Below are 17,344 nucleotides of genomic sequence, written 5' to 3' on the forward strand. Positions count from 1 at the left end.
CAGTGATAATTTAATCCTAAAAGGGGTGGACAATGTGACAGAACAAAACAATAACCAACAGACGAATAAAACGAAGCCTATGTTTCCATCACTTGCGGAAAATATTAATTACATTGAAAACAAGCTCTCTCATTCCGATGATATAAAAAAATTAGATGTTCCTTTTCAAAATGGAAAAGGAACAATCTTATATATCGAATCTTTAACAGAACCCAATTTAATTCACCAATTAGCTCTTGAACCACTATTAACTCGATCTGATCTGTCTATGAAGGAAAACAATCGGAATAAGGATTATGCGAAAGTAAAATTTAAGCCGGAAGTAGAAGTGAAAATTTTATATAGTGGCGTCTTAAAATAAAAGGTTGTATGCCTTTATGGCATACAACCTTTTATTTTGTATAGCGATATACAATTGATTCGTATGGTCTCAATACAAGGTTTTTAATGTCCTTACTTAAGTCTTTGTAATTAGATAACAATATTTCTTGTTCCATTCCATCTAGTTGAACATGCTCTGGTACAGAATACGTGATTTCTTCACTATAGAAGTTATTTACAACAAGTAATAATTCATTATCTACAGTACGTGTATACACCCAAATCTTAGGATGATTCCCATCTAAAACATCATATTTCCCGTCTGTAATTACATCATATTTTTTTCTAAGTTCAATTAACTTTTTATAATGGTAAAATACAGACGCTCTATCTTCTAATGCCTTCTCTACGTTTATTTCTTTAAAGTTTTCAGCCACTGAAATCCAAGGTGTACTTGTTGTAAAACCACTATTTACCTCTTCATTCCACTGCATCGGAGTACGTGAGTTATCACGAGATTTTTGTTTTAAAATCCCTATAATCTCTTCTTTTGATAAGCCTTCTTCCTGTTTTATATCATGTATATTTAACGATTCTACATCACGATATTGCTCGATAGAATGGAAGTTAGGATTCGTCATACCAATCTCTTCACCTTGGTAAATATAAGGTGTCCCTTGCAACATATGCATAGCTGTCGCTAACATTTTAGCAGATTCATTTCGGTACTTCCCATCATCACCAAAACGGGAAACAATACGAGGCTGGTCATGGTTACACCAGAATAACGCATTCCATCCTCCGCCCTTTTGCATTTCAATTTGCCAATTAGACATAATTTCTTTTAATTTAATGAAATCAAAATCAGCCTTTGTCCACTTATCACCATTCGGATAATCTACTTTTAAATGATGGAAACTAAACGTCATACTTAGTTCATTACGCTCAGGGTTTGAGTATTTAATACAATTATCAATTGTCGTAGATGACATTTCTCCAACTGTAATTACATCTTTCCCTTCAAAAACATTTCGGTTCATCTCTTGTAAATATTCATGGACGCGCGGGCCATCTGTATAATATTTACGTCCATCACTTGTCGCAGTACTACCGTCATCATTTAAGAAACGTTGGTCTTTTGAAATTAAATTAATCACATCTAGACGGAATCCTGTTACACCTTTCTCCAGCCAAAAACGCATCATGTCGTACACTTCTTCACGAAGTTTTGGATTTTCCCAATTTAAATCAGCTTGTGTCTCATCAAATAGATGTAAATAGTATTGCTCAGTCTTTTCATCATACTTCCAAGCAGACCCGCCAAACTTAGACTGCCAATTATTCTTTTCATCACGCCAAATATAATAATTACGATACGGACTATTTTTATCTTCTTTCGCTTCTTTAAACCACTTATGCTCCGTTGAACTATGGTTTACAACAATATCAAGCATAATCTCAATATTACGTGCTTTTGCTTCTTCTAAAAGCTCTTCAAACTCTTCCATCGTTCCGTAAGATGGATCAACGCTGTAATAATCACTTACATCGTATCCATTATCGTTTTGTGGTGATTCGTATATCGGTGTTAACCAAATATAATCTACTCCAAGTTCTTTTAAATAATCTAGTTTCTCTGTAACCCCTTTTATATCACCGGTTTCTTTATTGTAATAACTATTAAAGCTCTTCGGATAAATTTGATAGACTACACTTTTATGCCAATCCTTCATGCTTAACTTCCTCCTACTTCTGTTTAACTCGTTTTGCAAATAACCATGTTAACGTAAATGGAATTACGACTGCGATAATCATCCCAACAATAAACATCGGAATCGATTTCGGAATGATAGAAATAAATGCTGGTAATCCGCCAATTCCGATAGCAGGTGCTAATACACCATTTAAAGTAATGAATATCGCCGCAATAGCAGATCCAATAATCGCTGCATAGAACGGGAATTTATTTCGTAAATTCACACCAAACATCGCTGGTTCTGTAATACCGAAGTACGCTGAGATTGCTGATGTCGATGCCATACTTTTATCATTTTGATTTTTAGAAATCCAGAACATCGCTAATGCCGCACTACCTTGTGCAATGTTAGAAAGAGCAATCATCGGCCAAATAAATGTACCGCCGTGTTGTGCAATTAATTGCAAGTCAATTGCAATAAACATATGATGCATTCCTGTAATTACGAGCGGTGCATATAATGCTCCAAATAATACTGCCCCAAGTGCCGGTACTGTTTCATATACTCCTACTAATCCAGCTGTTAATAAATCGCCAATATGACGTGTAACTGGACCGATAATCCCTAATGCTAATACACCTGTTACAACGATTGTTGTAATTGGTACAACTAATAATTGAATTGCGTTTGGCACATGTTTCTTTAAGAAGATTTCTACTTTACTTAATACGAATGCCGCTACTAAAATGGGTAAAATTTGGCCTTGATACCCTACCTTTTCAATTTGGAATAGCCCTAAAATATCGAAGTACTCAATCTTTTGTCCCTCTAAACCAGTCGCTGCTTTTCCATAATCCCACGCGTTTAATAAGGCCGGATGCACAAGCATTAATCCCATAACAATCCCAAGTATCGGACTACCACCAAAACGCTTCGTTGCTGACCAACCGACAAGTGCTGGTAAAAATACGAATGCAGTATTGGCCATCATATTAATTAAATCCCAAAGCCCACCTAAGTTCGGATATACTTCTAATAAATTTTTCCCATCAAAAAATAAGTCCTTTGCCCCTAATAGGTTATTAATCCCCATTAGTAAACCTGCCGTAATAATTGCTGGCAAAATTGGCATAAATACATCTGAAAATACTTTTACAAACTTTTGAACTGGGTTTAATTTTTTATCCCCTGAACCTTTTACGTCAGCTACCGTCGACTCTTCCATACCTGCAAGCGTTATCAATTCAGCGTATACTCGATCGACATCACCTGGACCAATTACAACTTGAAATACCCCAGCATTATGAAACGCTCCCTTTACTAATGAAACAGACTGCAATTTATCATTATCTATTTTACTTTCATCTTTTAAAGCGATACGGAGCCTCGTTACACAGTGCGCAGCTTGTTCAATATTGTCTTTCCCACCAATATACTGCAACACTTCTTCTGCTGTTTTACGATAGTCTTTCCCCATATTCCCGTCCCTCTTTTCTTTTTTTGATACCGTTTACACTTACATATTAACTCGTATATATAAGTTAGTCAACACTCGTATATATGAGTTGGTGATTTTTTTATAAATAAAGAGATGGAACGATTATTTCGCTCCATCTCTTTATTTTCTTCGCGCCACATCCGAAAAGTGAAAAATATCTAAACGGTGACGTGATTCCGTATATTCGAACTGACTCCCATCGTATAAATGAGTAAAGTTTTTTACAACGACAACATAGTCTGTTCCATTTAAATCTAAATACTTTCGGTCATCATCTGTACATGGTTGTACTTCGATTACCCGCTGTGAATAGCTAATATGTAGCCCTAATTCTTTCTCAATGTATTTATAAATCGATGCAGTTGCAATTTCTCTCGTTAATCCTGGAATATACTCCGATACAAAATGGTTTATATCTAAAATTACTTTTTCTCCATCAATATTTCGTACACGTTTAATATGATCTATTTCTGTTTTTTCTTCCACGTTTAATAACTTTGCTACATCTTTCGTCGCTTTCATTTTCTCTATTTCCACGACTTCTGTAATACAGTAACGCCCTAACCGTTCGTTTTCTTCTTGAAAACTTACAATACCACCAAAGTTAAATTCAATGTTTTTGCGCTTTAATACAAAAACACCTTTTCCGTGTATTTTTTGAACATATCCACGCTCTTGCAATAAATCTACAGCTTTTCTTACAGTACCCCGGCTTGCCTCATACTGCTTCATTAATTCCGTTTCTGATGGAATTTTGCATCCTTCTTTTAATTGTTTATTATCAATAGACTTGCTGATTTCTGTATAAATTTGTTCATACTTACTCATCATCTACAATAGCCCCTTGTCACCTTCTAGTTCTATATGTATTATACCACGCTATACTCTTCTGCCAATCTCTCACTTATTTTCCAGTACAAGAAAACTATGGGTAAATATTTAGTCCCTAAAACGTATTTTTATAAATTTTTTAATATTTTTCTTTTCATTCAAAAAAACATGTAGTATACTAACTTCAAAATCAGAGGAGAAAGGGAGCAAAGAACTATGCTTACTTATACAACTGTAGTTACATTTGCACAAAAACATCATCATCATACTTAACCCTTGAAACCTAGCGGAAAAATTACGCGTAGGTACAAGGGTTATTCCCATTGTACCTACGCTTTGGCAAAGAGCCATGTAGGTATTTTTTATCTACATGGCTCTTTTTTTATTGCCAAAAATGCTAGTAAAAAATGATGTTTAAGCAAAACTTACTACAAAGGAGTTAACAAAAATGGAAACGAAAAAATGGGGATTATGGATTTTAACAGCTTTTGTTATCGGGAATATGGTTGGCGGTGGCGTATTTATGCTCCCAGCAAATTTAGCACACGTATCAGGTCCAATGGGATCTACACTTGCATGGAGTATTACAGGACTTGGTGTATTTATGATTGCACTCGTATTCGGAAATTTAGCTATTCGTAAACCCGAATTAAAAGCAGGACCACAAAGTTACGCCCAAGCAATGTTTACTTCCCAAAAGGCAGGTAAAGTTGCAGGATATAGTATGGCTTGGGGCTACTGGGCTGCTAACTGGGCTGCTACAGCATCTGTAATTATTTCCTTTGCCGGATATTTATCAACATTCTTCCCAGTTTTACAAAGTAAGCAAATTCTCTTTTCAACAAACGGATTTTCATTAGAACTTGGAAAAGCTTTAACCTTCATAGTATGTAGTATGATGCTATGGGGAATTCAATATATTCTTTCTCAAAATATTGATAGAGCAGGAAATATGAACCTTCTTGCAACGATCGCAAAAATCATCGGATTTACAATGTTTATTGTAATCACATTATTCATTTTCAATGCCTCTAATTTCGGGGACGGCCAAACATTTATGAATGAAGCTGGACAACCTATTGCGTTGGGGGGACAAATAAATTCAGCTGCTATTGCAACACTTTGGGCGTTTATCGGTATTGAGTCAGCAGTTATGCTCTCTAACCGCGCAAAATCTCAGCGCGATGTTAAGAAAGCTACGATTTTCGGATTAATTATCGCTCTTCTTATTTACATGGCAATTACTCTACTAACAATGGGTGCTCTTCCACAAGACGCTTTAAAAGAGTCTCAAAAACCATTAGTAGATGCATTAAATTTAGCAATTGGTACTAAAGGTGCTTATATAATGGCACTACTTGCACTCGTATCTTTATTCGGCTCTACTGTAGGATGGATCGTTGTTAGCTCAGAAGTACCTTACCAAGCAGCAAAAAATGGGCTTTTCCCTAAGTTTTTCGGAAAAACAAATAAAAAAGGAAGTCCTTCTAAATCATTATTTATTACAAATGTGATGACACAAATTTTCTTATTTTCAACAATTTCTGGTACTGTTTCAGAAGCATATAATTTCGCTATTGTTGTAGCGACATTAGCATATTTAATCCCGTACCTTGTTTCTACCTTGTATCAGTTAAAATTAGTTATTACGGGGGAAACGTATGATATAATGCCGGGATCTCGAATAAAAGATGGAATCATTACTGCACTAGCATTTTTATATTCCATTTGGGTTATTAAAACAGGAACTGCTGATTTAAAAACGTTCTTCTTAGGAATTGGGTTGTTTGTATTAGGCCTTATTCTTTATCCAATTTTAATGAAAGATTCACAAAAAAAATAATAAAAAAGAGAAGCTTTCCGCTTCTCTTTTTTTATTAAAAGTCAGTTAATAACTTTTCTTTTAATTCCCCTACATCTAACGGTTTCGCATAATAAAAACCTTGTACAAAGTCGCAACCCATTGATTGTAATAAACTTTCTTGTTCTACCGTTTCTACCCCTTCAGCAACCACTATTAAATTTAAACTATGGGCAATTTCGATAACCGATTTTACAATCGTTCGCTCTGGCTGTGCGTGATCATAATGAAACTCACGAATAAAATTACGATCAATTTTCACAATATCAAGTGGTAGTTGTTTTAAATAATATAATGAAGAATATCCTGTTCCGAAATCGTCTAAAGCGATTAAAATTCCCATACTTCTTAATTCTTGTAATGTAGCAATAATATAATCAAAATGACGTACAGCTATACTTTCTGTTATTTCTAATATTAAACGATTTGGTGGAAACCCTGTTCGCTTCAATATACTACGAACAGATAAAATAAATCGCTTTTGCATCAATTGTTGTATTGATAAATTAACAGATAATTTCAGTCCCTCTTGATAATCTGGTAAAGTTTTAAACAGTCGACATGACTTTTCTAGTACCCAGTCACCTAGTTTTATAATAAGTCCACACTCTTCGGCTATAGGGATAAATTCACTTGGTGAAATAGGACCTTCTTCTGTCTTACAGCGTACTAAAGCCTCAATACCAGTGCATTTCTTTGTTTTCAAATCAATAATGGGCTGTAATGCCACTTTTAATTCTTCGTCACGAATTGCTTTTTGCAAAGCAAATTCTATTTTCATTCTACGGTTTATTTTCGCACGTAATTCATCTGTAAAGAAGCACGCCGCATTTCTTCCTTGCTCTTTCGCACTATACATGGCTAAATCCGAATTTTTTAATAATGTTTCAACGTCTTTTCCATCTTGCGGATAGGAACAAAGTCCTAGACTAGCTGAAATATATACTTCATGACCTTCAAGCATAAATGGCGCTTGAAAGCATGACAACACTGATGTCGATAACTGCCTCATCTCATCATGTGTATGAGTTTTTGTTAACAGCACAAATTCGTCGCCACCCAGCCTAGCCAGAACATCTTTCTCTCCTAGCACATAATGCAACCGTGAAGCAACTTCGCTTAAAAGTAAATCTCCTATCATATGACCTAACGTATCATTTACTAATTTAAAACGATCTAAATCAAAGTAAATCATGCCAAACTCTATTTTCTCTGCAATCATCTTATTTACAGTCGTAATTAACTGTAAACGGTTTGGTAAACTTGTTAACGCATCGTGATAAGCAAGTTCCCTATAACGACTTTCGCTTAATCGTAATCTTTGTTCTGCTTCTTTCCTACTACTTATATCATTTCGAATTGCAATAAATTGATAAGGTTCTCCCTTTTCATTTAAAAATGGAACAATTGTTGTTTTAACCCAATAATACGTACCATCTTTTGCTTGATTTCGAATTTCCCCCGTCCAAACTTTCCCACTCAAAATACGCTTCCATAAAATTTGAAAAAATGTTTTCGGATGATATCCAGAATTTAAAATACGGTGATCTTTTCCTATTAACTCTTCTCTTTTATATTTTGAGATTTTACAAAATTTATCATTCACATATGTAATACGACCATTTCGGTCTGTAATAGCAACAATTGAAGACTCATCTAATGCTAATTTTAAATCTTGCAATGAAGAGTCATATAATGCATGACCTCTTTGTTCTAGCATGCGCACCTCTCCTTGCTTCCTATCTGACTAAAACACAACTCGTTTCTCTTCATAGAAATAGAGATATTTCATTTTCTAACAATACGCCTTACATAAATCACAAATTTTTTAAAATAGGCCGATTAAAATAACATAATATTATTTATAAAAAAAAGCAATATAGTGCCGTTTTAATTATAGTAGAGACTTTTCACTTCTCTGATTATCTGATCTTATTATACCGTATTCCCTTACATTTTTTTAATTTATAAAGCTACAATTTAATCAATACTAGCCCCTGTTCCCTACTAATGCGACCTCACACCTAATCTCTTTGCTTGCATGAAATATTAAAGTGTAAATCTAGCTACCGACAGCTAACAGAATAGAAATTGAAATTGGTATTTAATATTTCGAATTACAATAACTAAATATTAACATATATTCACATTTATTTTGGAAGTATTTTATAAATATATACATTATTAAACTAAAAAAGAGGGTATCCTCTTTTTTAGTTTAATAATACGGATTCGATATTTGCTGGTAACCTGGGTATGGTGCTGGATATGGCGTTGGATAAGCTACTGGATATGGAGCTGGGTAATATCCCCCACCACTAGCTGCACCTGTTAACGCTCCGGCTGTAAGTCCTCCTACTACTCCTCCTGCAAAACTTCCTGGGAAAAATCCTCCGCCCCATGAGCCGCCACCCCAGCCCCATCCGCCGCCGTGATGGTGGTGGTGATCATAATGATTGTGTCCACCATGATGATTATGCCCGCCGTGATGATGGTGTCCTCCACCCCCGTGATGATTCCGATCATATCCTCCATAATTCCCAGTATAGTTCATTTTTCTTCCTCTCCTTTTAGCATATAGTTCTGCCTCTCTTTAATATGTGGAATAATAAGGATTCTGCTGATAATCCGCATAGTATGGATAATCTGAATAATAAGGATAACCATATCCGCCATAACCAAACGCTGGACTGAGTAAAGCACCTGCTACAAACCCTGGAAAGAAACCTCCCCCAAAAAACGGCGAATGTCCAAAACCACCCTGGAAACCTCCATGACCAAAACCACAGCCATGACCAAATCCTCCAATTGGACGACCGTACATTTTATTCACATCCCTTTTTATATAAGAACGTAACAATATACTGTATGTAGGACAAATGCGGAAAGCATGGGGGAAATGTCTATATTTTGTAAAAAAAACAAAACACTTTATAATAAGAATGTCGGATTATACCTTTTATATAAGAAGTCTATATTTAAGAAAGATTAGAGGAATTTTATAGAAATGAAGAAGCCTATCGTTCAATTATTATTGGTATTTACAATTGTATCTATCGTTCTCTTCCTATTAAATACGTCGATTATCTCGTTATATACATTCGTCGGTGTATTATGGTCTATTACAATCGTTGGAATTTCGTTCGTTATTTTTATCGAAAACAGGTCTCCTCAAAGCACCTTAGCGTGGTTTTTAGTATTAGCACTTCTTCCTGTTGTAGGTGTGCTTTTATACTCCCTTTTCGGACGTAGCCGTTGGAGAAGAAAGAAACATTTACATCGTTCAGAAGAACAAAGAAAATTATTCCGTGAAATTTTAGAAGGAAGGCGACTAGAATTATCACTCACAGTCCCATTAAGTGAACGTTCTATACATTTAACAGGAGTCGTACAAAAATTTGGAGGCGGTCCTGCCGCAGATAGAACGACGACAAAGCTTTTAACAAACGGAGATCAAACCTTTTCAGAAATCTTGCAAGCTATCGAGCATGCAAAACATCACATACATATTCAATACTATATTTATAAGGCTGATGAGATCGGTATAAAAGTTCGAGATGCTTTAATAAAAAAAGCAGAATCTGGGGTTATTGTACGATTCCTTTATGATGGACTCGGAAGTAATACGTTAAGAAGACGATTTTTAAAACCGATGAAAGAAGCTGGAATTGAAATTGTAGAATTTGACCCTATTTTTTCAGCTTGGTTACTTGAGACAGTTAATTATCGTAATCACCGTAAAATCGTCATTGTAGATGGAGAAATTGGTTTTACCGGAGGTCTCAACGTCGGTGACGAATATCTCGGCCGTTCAAAGAAATTTCCTGTTTGGCGTGATAGTCATTTAAAAATAGAAGGAAAAGCATTATACAAATTACAAGCAATCTTTCTAGAAGACTGGCTCTATGCCTCCAGTGGTTTAAATAACTATTCTTGGGATCAATTTATGAATGTACAATACTTCCCTGGTAAAGAAATTTCGAATGCAGAAGGTGCTGTTCAAATTGTAGCAAGTGGACCAAGCTCAGATGATAAAAGTATTCGTAATACATTACTAGCTGTTATGGGCTCTGCCAAAAAATCTATTTGGATCGCTACACCATACTTCATTCCAGATCAAGAAACTTTAACATTATTACGCTTAAGTGCAATATCCGGCATAGATGTACGTATTTTATATCCAGGTAAAAGTGATAGTATTATTAGTGATCAAGCATCTCAATCCTATTTCACGCCACTTTTAAAAGCTGGTGCTTCCATTTACAGTTATAAAGATGGTTTTATGCATGCGAAAATTGTACTCGTTGATGATAAGATCGCAACAATTGGAACAGCAAATATGGATGTACGTAGCTTTGAATTAAATTATGAAATTATTAGTGTACTTTATGAATCAGAAACCGTTCATGATATTAAACATGATTTTGAAGAAGACTTTAAGCATTCCACTGAAATTAAATGGAACTCGTTCCAAAAAAGAAGTATCAAAAAACGAATATTGGAGTCTTTTATGCGGCTCATTTCTCCTTTACTGTAAGCAATCAATTTCATATTGATTGCTTTTTCTTTTATATTTGTCCCCTCTCCTTTTCTTTGCATACCATATTAAAACAAGTTATCATAAGATGTATTACTTTATGAAAATAATGTTAGGTGGGAAATAAATGTTAGAACAATTTCATATACATGCTGATTTAAAACAACAGCTTTCATCAATTCACGAAAAGAATAAACAAGAAGCTGGTGAAAATGCTCATTTAATCGGTACAAAAATATATAAAGCATCTGATAAAAGCATCATCGAAGATGCTATTACAGCACTTCTTCTTGGTAAAAACATTCTATTAAAAGGACCTACTGGTAGTGGTAAAACAGTACTAGCGGAAACTCTTTCTTCTTTATTCCAAAAACCAATGCATAGCATTAACTGTTCTGTCGACTTAGATGTAGAAGGTATTTTAGGATACAACACATTACAAACAAAAGACGGCGCATCTGAAGTTGCATTCGTTAACGGCCCTCTTATGAAAGCTATGAAGAACGGTCATTTCCTATATATTGATGAAATCAATATGGCAAAACCTGAAACATTACCACTACTTCACGGTGCATTAGATTACCGTAAAATGATTACAAACCCATTTACACAAGAAGTTGTATACGGTGATGACGAATATCGTGTAATCGCTGCGATTAATGAAGGTTACGTTGGGACAAGTGAACTAAACGAAGCATTAAAAAACCGTTTCGTTATTATTGAAGTTCCTTACATTCAAGGTGATACATTAAAAGAGCTATTACTATCTGAATCAAAATTAAATGATGTTGCAACAATTGAAAAATTCGTTGCATTCGCAAGCGATCTTATGCCTTTAGCTCGTGATGGACGCGTAAGTGAAGAAGCAGCGAGTATTCGTGGTATTATCGACGCATGTGATTTAGGTGTATATATTCCTGTTATGCGTGCAATTGAACGCAGTATTATCGCAAAATTAAATGATGAAACAGAACAAATGACTGTCCGTGAATTAGCAGAAAGTTATTTCTTTGAGGGATAATTCATGAGACAAATTTTTAGTGACAAAAAAATTGATGCGTCGCTGTTTCTACAAATGGAAAACTTAATGTATGCCCTTCTAAAAGAAGACGATGCCTATCTTGAGTATGGCTATAAAGCATACTACGACGAAATTGAAAAAAAGGTTGTCATTAGTCACTTTTGGGATGATCGAAAAGAAGAAGATACAGTAATCGGATTAAAAAGCGAAGTGTTCTTAAAAGCACTTGGTAATAAACATTACTCGGACATGACTTTAATTCGTTCTTATGCGATTGAATTACAAGAATCGCCTCTAAAAAAGTTTTTAACACAATTATTTGTTCTATTAGAAGATTTACGTGTCGAAGAAATCGTAAAAAACTTACGCCCTGGCACAATGCATGTTTTCAAAAGAAGAAAAGAAATGTACCGTAATTACTTCGGCTCACAAAATGAAATCAATCGCGTTCGTAACTATCATGGTGATCGTCTATTTTGTCTATGCTATCTTTCATTAACGAGTGATAAATATGAAATGTTTAATAATGAATATTTCGAGCAAATTGAATCAATTTTGCATGAAACATTCCAAGCTCGTAATACGGAAGATATTATGTATATCGTTGAGAAAATTCGCTATCGCTTAGAAGGACTTCTTGAAAGTGATATGCTTAATAATTATTTCGGACATGCCCCGCTTTACTTATCTGTTATTGCAGATGAGAAAGACAGTCGCGCTGAAAAATTAGCAAATGATGATACGCAAATCATAGATGACGATGACAATAAAAACAAAATGGATGAAAGCTTCTCCACATGGCATCGTGAAAATAAAAATAACGAAAACGAGAACTTTCTACGCTTTGAATTAGAAAGCGGAACAAAAACAAATATGATGGGTGATACTGCTCGTGAATCAGAAGATGGTGACCAAGCACTTGGTTCTGTACAAGGCACTTCCCAAAAAAGTACACAATCTAACTTTGATGGTGCTGATACAGAGGAAGCAAGAGCGTCTCATGCTTCTAGCCAAAACGAAGGTGCATACGGCAAGTATAATGTCGGAGCTTCTCATACATTTAAAGAAGCTCGCAAATCAAATCCTGATGAGAAAAAAGATTACCAAGCTATCAAATCAGTCGTTAATAAAGATGTAAAAGAATTAAAAAAAATTATCGAAAAAACAATTGAAAATAAAACGAATGCAAATAGTGATAAATACTACGGAAGACTTCGTAAGAAATTCCTTCGTATTTATACTGAAAAGCAGCCGCGCATGTTTTATAAAAAAGGACAAGAATCACAAGAGCTCGATGTTGCATTCCAACTATTAGTGGACTGCTCTGGTTCTATGTATAACAAAATGGAAGAAACGAAAAAGAGTGTGGTCCTATTCCATGAAGCATTGAAATCTTTAAAAATCCCGCACGCTATTAGCGGATTTTGGGAAGATGCTTCTAGTGCTAAACCTGAAGATAAGCCGAACGTTATCCATGAAGTTGTAAATTACAAAAACTCAACGTTACCAAACGTTGGTCCAGAAATTATGCAGCTTCGCGAAGAGGAAGATAATCGCGACGGATATATTATTCGTATCGTTTCTGAAAAGCTTGCGAAAAGACCAGAAAAGCATAAATTCCTACTAGTTTTCACTGACGGTGAACCCTCTGCGCTAGACTATCAACAAGACGGTATTTTAGATACGCATGAAGCTGTCAAGCTCGCTCGTAAGAGTGGTATGGAAGTAATCGGAATCTTCATCGAAGAAGGCGAAGCGAAAGAAGCAACTTATCAATTAATGAAGAACATTTATAACCATCACTTCTTAGTTGCAAATCACGCTGAAGATTTACGCCTGAAGATTAAACCACTATTGAAAAAGTTATTACTGAAGACGATTGAATAGAAAAACAGGAGCCTTGTCGCTCCTGTTTTTTCTTTCAATCACTTTGTTTCTGGTTGAAACTTGTATGGAATGGATACTTCTAACAATGATTCGAATCCTCCGTCATAGAATGGGAATCGCTCATTTGCAATTTTCCTGTCTACCCACTCGATTGCGGAAATTTCTCCTTCATCTTCTGCACTAAGTTCACCTGTTACTACATTTGCTTGGAATGTAAACAATAGCGCATGATTGCCTTGCTTCTCAAAAAACTTCTCATTTATTGCGACAAGTCCACCTGTTACGGTAGTTAAGCCTGTCTCCTCTTTTACTTCCCTTACTAAAGCTTCCTCTAACGTTTCACCTTTTTCAACAGCCCCACCCGGCAGTGACCAAACATTTTGTTCTACATTATGTACCATTAATATTTTATCTTTTTCGCTATCGTATATTAGTGCATATACAACATCAACTCTTTGCATGTTGTTTTTCTCCCTTCCTAAAATAATTAAGAGCCGATCCCTAAGAATCGGCTCTTCCTATTAATTCATCACTAACTCAGCTGCAAGCTTTTTTTTTAACTTAGCAAGCATGTCCATTGTCATTTTGTCTAAATCGTATTCTGCTTTAAAGCCCCACTCTTTCATTGCTGCTGTTGCATCAATAGAATTTGGCCAGCTATCGGCGATTGTTTGACGAGCAGGATCTACAGCGTAATCCATCGTAAACGCCGGGATGTGTTTACGAATTGATGCTGCGATTTGCTCTGGCTCAAAGCTCATTGCTGTAATGTTAAATGCATTTCTATGCACTAGCTTACTTGGATCAGCTTCCATTAATGAAATGATTGCTTGTAAAGCATCAGGCATATACATCATGTCCATGTACGTTCCTTCAGCAATGTATGAGGTGTATGCGCCTTTTTTAATCGCCTCATAATAAATTTCAACTGCATAATCAGTCGTCCCGCCTCCTGGAGGAGCTACGTACGAAATTAAACCCGGGAAACGTACACCGCGCGTATCAACGCCAAACTTTTGATGATAATAATCACATAGTAATTCTCCTGCTACTTTGTTTACCCCATACATCGTAGTAGGACGCTGGATTGTATCTTGCGGTGTATTATCTTTTGGCGTTGATGGACCAAATGCACCGATAGAACTTGGCGTGAAAAACTTACAGTTTAATTCACGTGCTGCTTCTAATGCATTTACAAGTCCGCCCATATTTAAATTCCAAGCAAATAACGGATTTTTTTCTGCAGTTGCTGAAAGTAAAGCCGCTAAATGAATAATTGTATCTACTTCATTACGCTTTGCAATATCATGTAATTTTTGTCCATCCGTTACATCTAACGTTTCAAATGGGCCAGACGTTACTACTTCACTATCTGTTTCACGAATATCTGTTGCAATAATATTTGATGCACCGTATACATCACGAAGTTTCATTACTAGTTCAGAACCAATTTGCCCTAAAGAACCGGTTACTAGAATTTTTTTCATTTTTCCCACTCCTCATTTGCAAGCTATTCAAAAGATGTTGTTAATTAAATGATACCCATTTCTTTCCCTACTTTTTCATACTTACGAATTGCTTCATCTAACATTTCTTTCGTATGAGCTGCTGTAGGCATATTTCGAACGCGTCCCATTCCTTTTGCCACGGTTGGGAATACGATAGATTTTGCGTATACGCCTTCTTCATTCAGACGTTTACTAAATTCTTGTGTTAATACTTCATCACCAATAATACAAGGTGTAATTGGTGTCTCACTTTCTCCAATGTTAAAGCCAAGTTCTTTTAACCCTTGTTTTAAATAGCGACCATTTTCCCATAAACGATCGTGTAACTCTGTGCTTTCCATTAAAATTTCAATTGATCTCATACAAGCAGCTGCATCAGCTGGTGTTAATGCTGTAGAGAATAAGAATGGACGTGAACGCACTTTTAACCAGTCAATTAAGTTTTGTTTCCCTGCTACATATCCACCAATTACCCCAATTGCTTTTGATAATGTACCAATTTGGAAATCAACTTTATCAGATAGACCGAAGTGCTTTACAGTTCCTGCACCTTTTCCAAGTACACCTGAACCGTGTGCATCGTCTACATATGTCATTAAATCTAATTCTTCTGCAATCTCAACAATTTCTGGTAATTTTGCAACATCTCCATCCATCGAGAAGACACCATCTGTAATTACCATTAATTTATTGTAAAGACCTGATTCTTTCGCCGCGATTGCTTTTTGGCGTAAATCTTCCATATCAGAATGTTTATAAACAATAATTTTTGCTTTTGATAGACGACTACCATCAATAATAGAAGCATGGTTTAATTCGTCTGAAAGAATCGCATCGTTTTTATCCATAACGGCTGAAATCGCTGCCATATTACAGTTAAATCCTGATTGGTAAGCAATTGCTGCTTCTGTATGTTTAAACTTTGCAATTGTCTCTTCTAATTTAATATGCAAATCTAAAGTACCGTTAATTGTACGAACAGCTCCTGCTCCAACGCCGTACTTATGAATTGCACCAATTGCTGCTTCTTGCAAACGGCTATCTGTTGCTAATCCAAGATAGTTGTTTGAAGATAAGTTAATATATTCTTTTCCGCCAATTGTAATGATCGGTCCATTTGAACTCTCAAGCGGATCAATTACGTTATAAAGCCCCTTTGATTTTAAATCCTCTAAATTTTCTTCTAAAAATTTCGCAAGTGTTTTACTAGACATTGTGAAGCCTCCCATCGTTCATGTAAGCGAATTATTGTCTTAATAGTTCTAATAATCCCTCTACTAGCTTAACACGTTTTCAGAATTTATTATAGAAAAATAGCTTAAAGTAACCGCTTACAATTCTAGATTATATATGATTCATTACAAGAAATCTATCATTTACTTTTCATATTTGGTAGAATAAAAAAAATATTTAAGGGGGCTTCAATCATGGCATTTACTGAATCTGATGTATATAATAACGAAGCATTTTTTGAACAATATATGAAACGAAGATACCGAGAAAATAGCCCAAATGAATCACTTGAAAAACCAGCCTTCTTTCAACTCATTGGTGATGTGAAAGGAAAGAAAATCCTCGATTTAGGCTGCGGTGACGCCAAGTTTGGCGAGGAATTATTAGAGAATGGCTGCCACTCTTACACTGGCATTGAAGGCTCCGAGCTTATGTATGAAAAAGCTCGTAAGCACCTAGAAAATAAAAAAAATGGATCTGTTCATTTTATAAACCTCAAAGACTATACCTATCCTCCTTCTACTTTTGATTTAGTAACATCTAGACTCGCCTTACATTATATTGAACAGCTTGATATTATTTTTCAAAATGTGTTTCAAACTTTAAAAACAAACGGGACCTTTACCTTTAGCGTTCAACATCCCGTTATTACCTCTTCGTTTGAAAGCTTACAAACAAGTAGTAAAAGAACTAGCTGGCTCGTCGATGATTATTTCAAACCAGGGAAACGAGTTGAGCCGTGGATTGATCAAGAGGTTATTAAATATCATCGGACAACGGAAGAATATTTTACATTATTACAACAAGCCGGATTTACCATTACAAACCTAAAAGAAGCTACACCAAATCAAACCTATTTTCAGAGTAAAGAAGAATATGAACGTCGCTTACGTATTCCCCTTTTCCTACTATTTTCTTGCAAAAAATAAAAAAACGATGAATTACTCATC

At 35.4% G+C, this 17,344-nt stretch carries 14 protein-coding genes and 1 pseudogene; 6 read left to right on the plus strand and 9 right to left on the minus strand.

The genetic code is table 11. The annotated features are described in order from the left end of the window. Window positions 1-34 precede the first annotated feature (34 nt). A pseudogene (locus tag QCI75_RS30580) lies at window positions 35-331 on the plus strand (spore germination protein); the annotation flags it as partial. A 61-nt stretch (window positions 332-392) separates the two neighbouring features. On the opposite strand, the gene treC reads toward QCI75_RS30580, so the two are convergent. The 3 genes from treC to treR all read right to left on the minus strand — a co-directional run bounded on the left by treC (window position 393) and on the right by treR (window position 4,347). Continuing rightward, entirely contained in the window at window positions 393-2,054 is a 1,662-nt protein-coding gene (gene treC / locus QCI75_RS23640) for an alpha,alpha-phosphotrehalase (protein WP_144506459.1), read from the minus strand. Window positions 2,055-2,067: 13 nt separating this feature from the next. Continuing rightward, on the minus strand, window positions 2,068-3,495 hold the full coding sequence (treP, locus tag QCI75_RS23645; protein ID WP_353761281.1) for a PTS system trehalose-specific EIIBC component: 1,428 nt from the start codon (window positions 3,493-3,495) through the stop codon (window positions 2,068-2,070). A 141-nt stretch (window positions 3,496-3,636) separates the two neighbouring features. Next, window positions 3,637-4,347, minus strand: coding sequence for a trehalose operon repressor (gene treR, locus QCI75_RS23650; RefSeq protein ID WP_353761282.1), 711 nt, complete (start codon window positions 4,345-4,347; stop codon window positions 3,637-3,639). A gap of 448 nt (window positions 4,348-4,795) precedes the next feature. Between treR and QCI75_RS23655 the strand changes: the two genes are divergently transcribed. Continuing rightward, on the plus strand, window positions 4,796-6,190 hold the full coding sequence (locus tag QCI75_RS23655) for an amino acid permease (RefSeq protein WP_144506457.1): 1,395 nt from the start codon (window positions 4,796-4,798) through the stop codon (window positions 6,188-6,190). A gap of 34 nt (window positions 6,191-6,224) precedes the next feature. Here the strand turns inward: QCI75_RS23655 and QCI75_RS23660 are convergent, their stop codons facing one another. The 3 genes from QCI75_RS23660 to QCI75_RS23670 form a co-directional block, all read right to left on the minus strand. Continuing rightward, a complete protein-coding gene (locus QCI75_RS23660; RefSeq protein ID WP_144506456.1) occupies window positions 6,225-7,928 on the minus strand; it encodes a putative bifunctional diguanylate cyclase/phosphodiesterase in 1,704 nt (567 codons plus the stop codon). 498 nt (window positions 7,929-8,426) lie between these two features. Then, window positions 8,427-8,762, minus strand: coding sequence for a hypothetical protein (locus QCI75_RS23665; RefSeq protein ID WP_144506455.1), 336 nt, complete (start codon window positions 8,760-8,762; stop codon window positions 8,427-8,429). A gap of 39 nt (window positions 8,763-8,801) precedes the next feature. Then, a complete protein-coding gene (locus QCI75_RS23670) occupies window positions 8,802-9,032 on the minus strand; it encodes a hypothetical protein (RefSeq protein WP_353761284.1) in 231 nt (76 codons plus the stop codon). A 183-nt stretch (window positions 9,033-9,215) separates the two neighbouring features. On the opposite strand from QCI75_RS23670, the gene QCI75_RS23675 reads away from it, so the two are divergent. From QCI75_RS23675 to QCI75_RS23685, 3 genes are all read left to right on the plus strand, one after another. Then, the gene (locus tag QCI75_RS23675) at window positions 9,216-10,745 is read left to right on the plus strand and encodes a cardiolipin synthase (protein WP_353761285.1); all 1,530 of its coding nucleotides are present in this window, start codon (window positions 9,216-9,218) and stop codon (window positions 10,743-10,745) included. A gap of 127 nt (window positions 10,746-10,872) precedes the next feature. Then, a complete protein-coding gene (locus QCI75_RS23680; protein WP_144506452.1) occupies window positions 10,873-11,766 on the plus strand; it encodes an ATP-binding protein in 894 nt (297 codons plus the stop codon). A gap of 3 nt (window positions 11,767-11,769) precedes the next feature. Further along, the gene (locus QCI75_RS23685) at window positions 11,770-13,653 is read left to right on the plus strand and encodes a vWA domain-containing protein (RefSeq protein WP_353761286.1); all 1,884 of its coding nucleotides are present in this window, start codon (window positions 11,770-11,772) and stop codon (window positions 13,651-13,653) included. Window positions 13,654-13,691: 38 nt separating this feature from the next. On the opposite strand, the gene QCI75_RS23690 is transcribed toward QCI75_RS23685, so the two are convergent. Genes QCI75_RS23690 through QCI75_RS23700 form a run of 3 tightly spaced genes read right to left on the minus strand, consistent with a single transcriptional unit; the run spans window position 13,692 to window position 16,375 of the window. After that, window positions 13,692-14,114 carry an NUDIX hydrolase gene (locus tag QCI75_RS23690; RefSeq protein ID WP_144506450.1) on the minus strand — a complete coding sequence of 141 codons (423 nt, stop codon included), beginning with the start codon at window positions 14,112-14,114 and terminating at the stop codon, window positions 13,692-13,694. Between the two features lie 60 nt (window positions 14,115-14,174). Next, window positions 14,175-15,140, minus strand: coding sequence for an L-threonine 3-dehydrogenase (locus QCI75_RS23695; RefSeq protein ID WP_144506449.1), 966 nt, complete (start codon window positions 15,138-15,140; stop codon window positions 14,175-14,177). A gap of 44 nt (window positions 15,141-15,184) precedes the next feature. Continuing rightward, window positions 15,185-16,375 (minus strand): glycine C-acetyltransferase, encoded by a 1,191-nt coding sequence (locus QCI75_RS23700; protein ID WP_144506448.1) that lies wholly within the window; start codon window positions 16,373-16,375, stop codon window positions 15,185-15,187. A gap of 213 nt (window positions 16,376-16,588) precedes the next feature. Here QCI75_RS23700 and QCI75_RS23705 point away from each other — a divergent pair, with 213 nt between their 5' ends. Beyond that, a complete protein-coding gene (locus tag QCI75_RS23705; protein ID WP_353761288.1) occupies window positions 16,589-17,323 on the plus strand; it encodes a class I SAM-dependent DNA methyltransferase in 735 nt (244 codons plus the stop codon). The last annotated feature ends 21 nt before the right edge of the window (window positions 17,324-17,344 follow it).

It is taken from the genome of Bacillus cereus group sp. RP43, from assembly GCF_040459645.1.
GTDB lineage: Bacteria > Bacillota > Bacilli > Bacillales > Bacillaceae_G > Bacillus_A > Bacillus_A mycoides_C.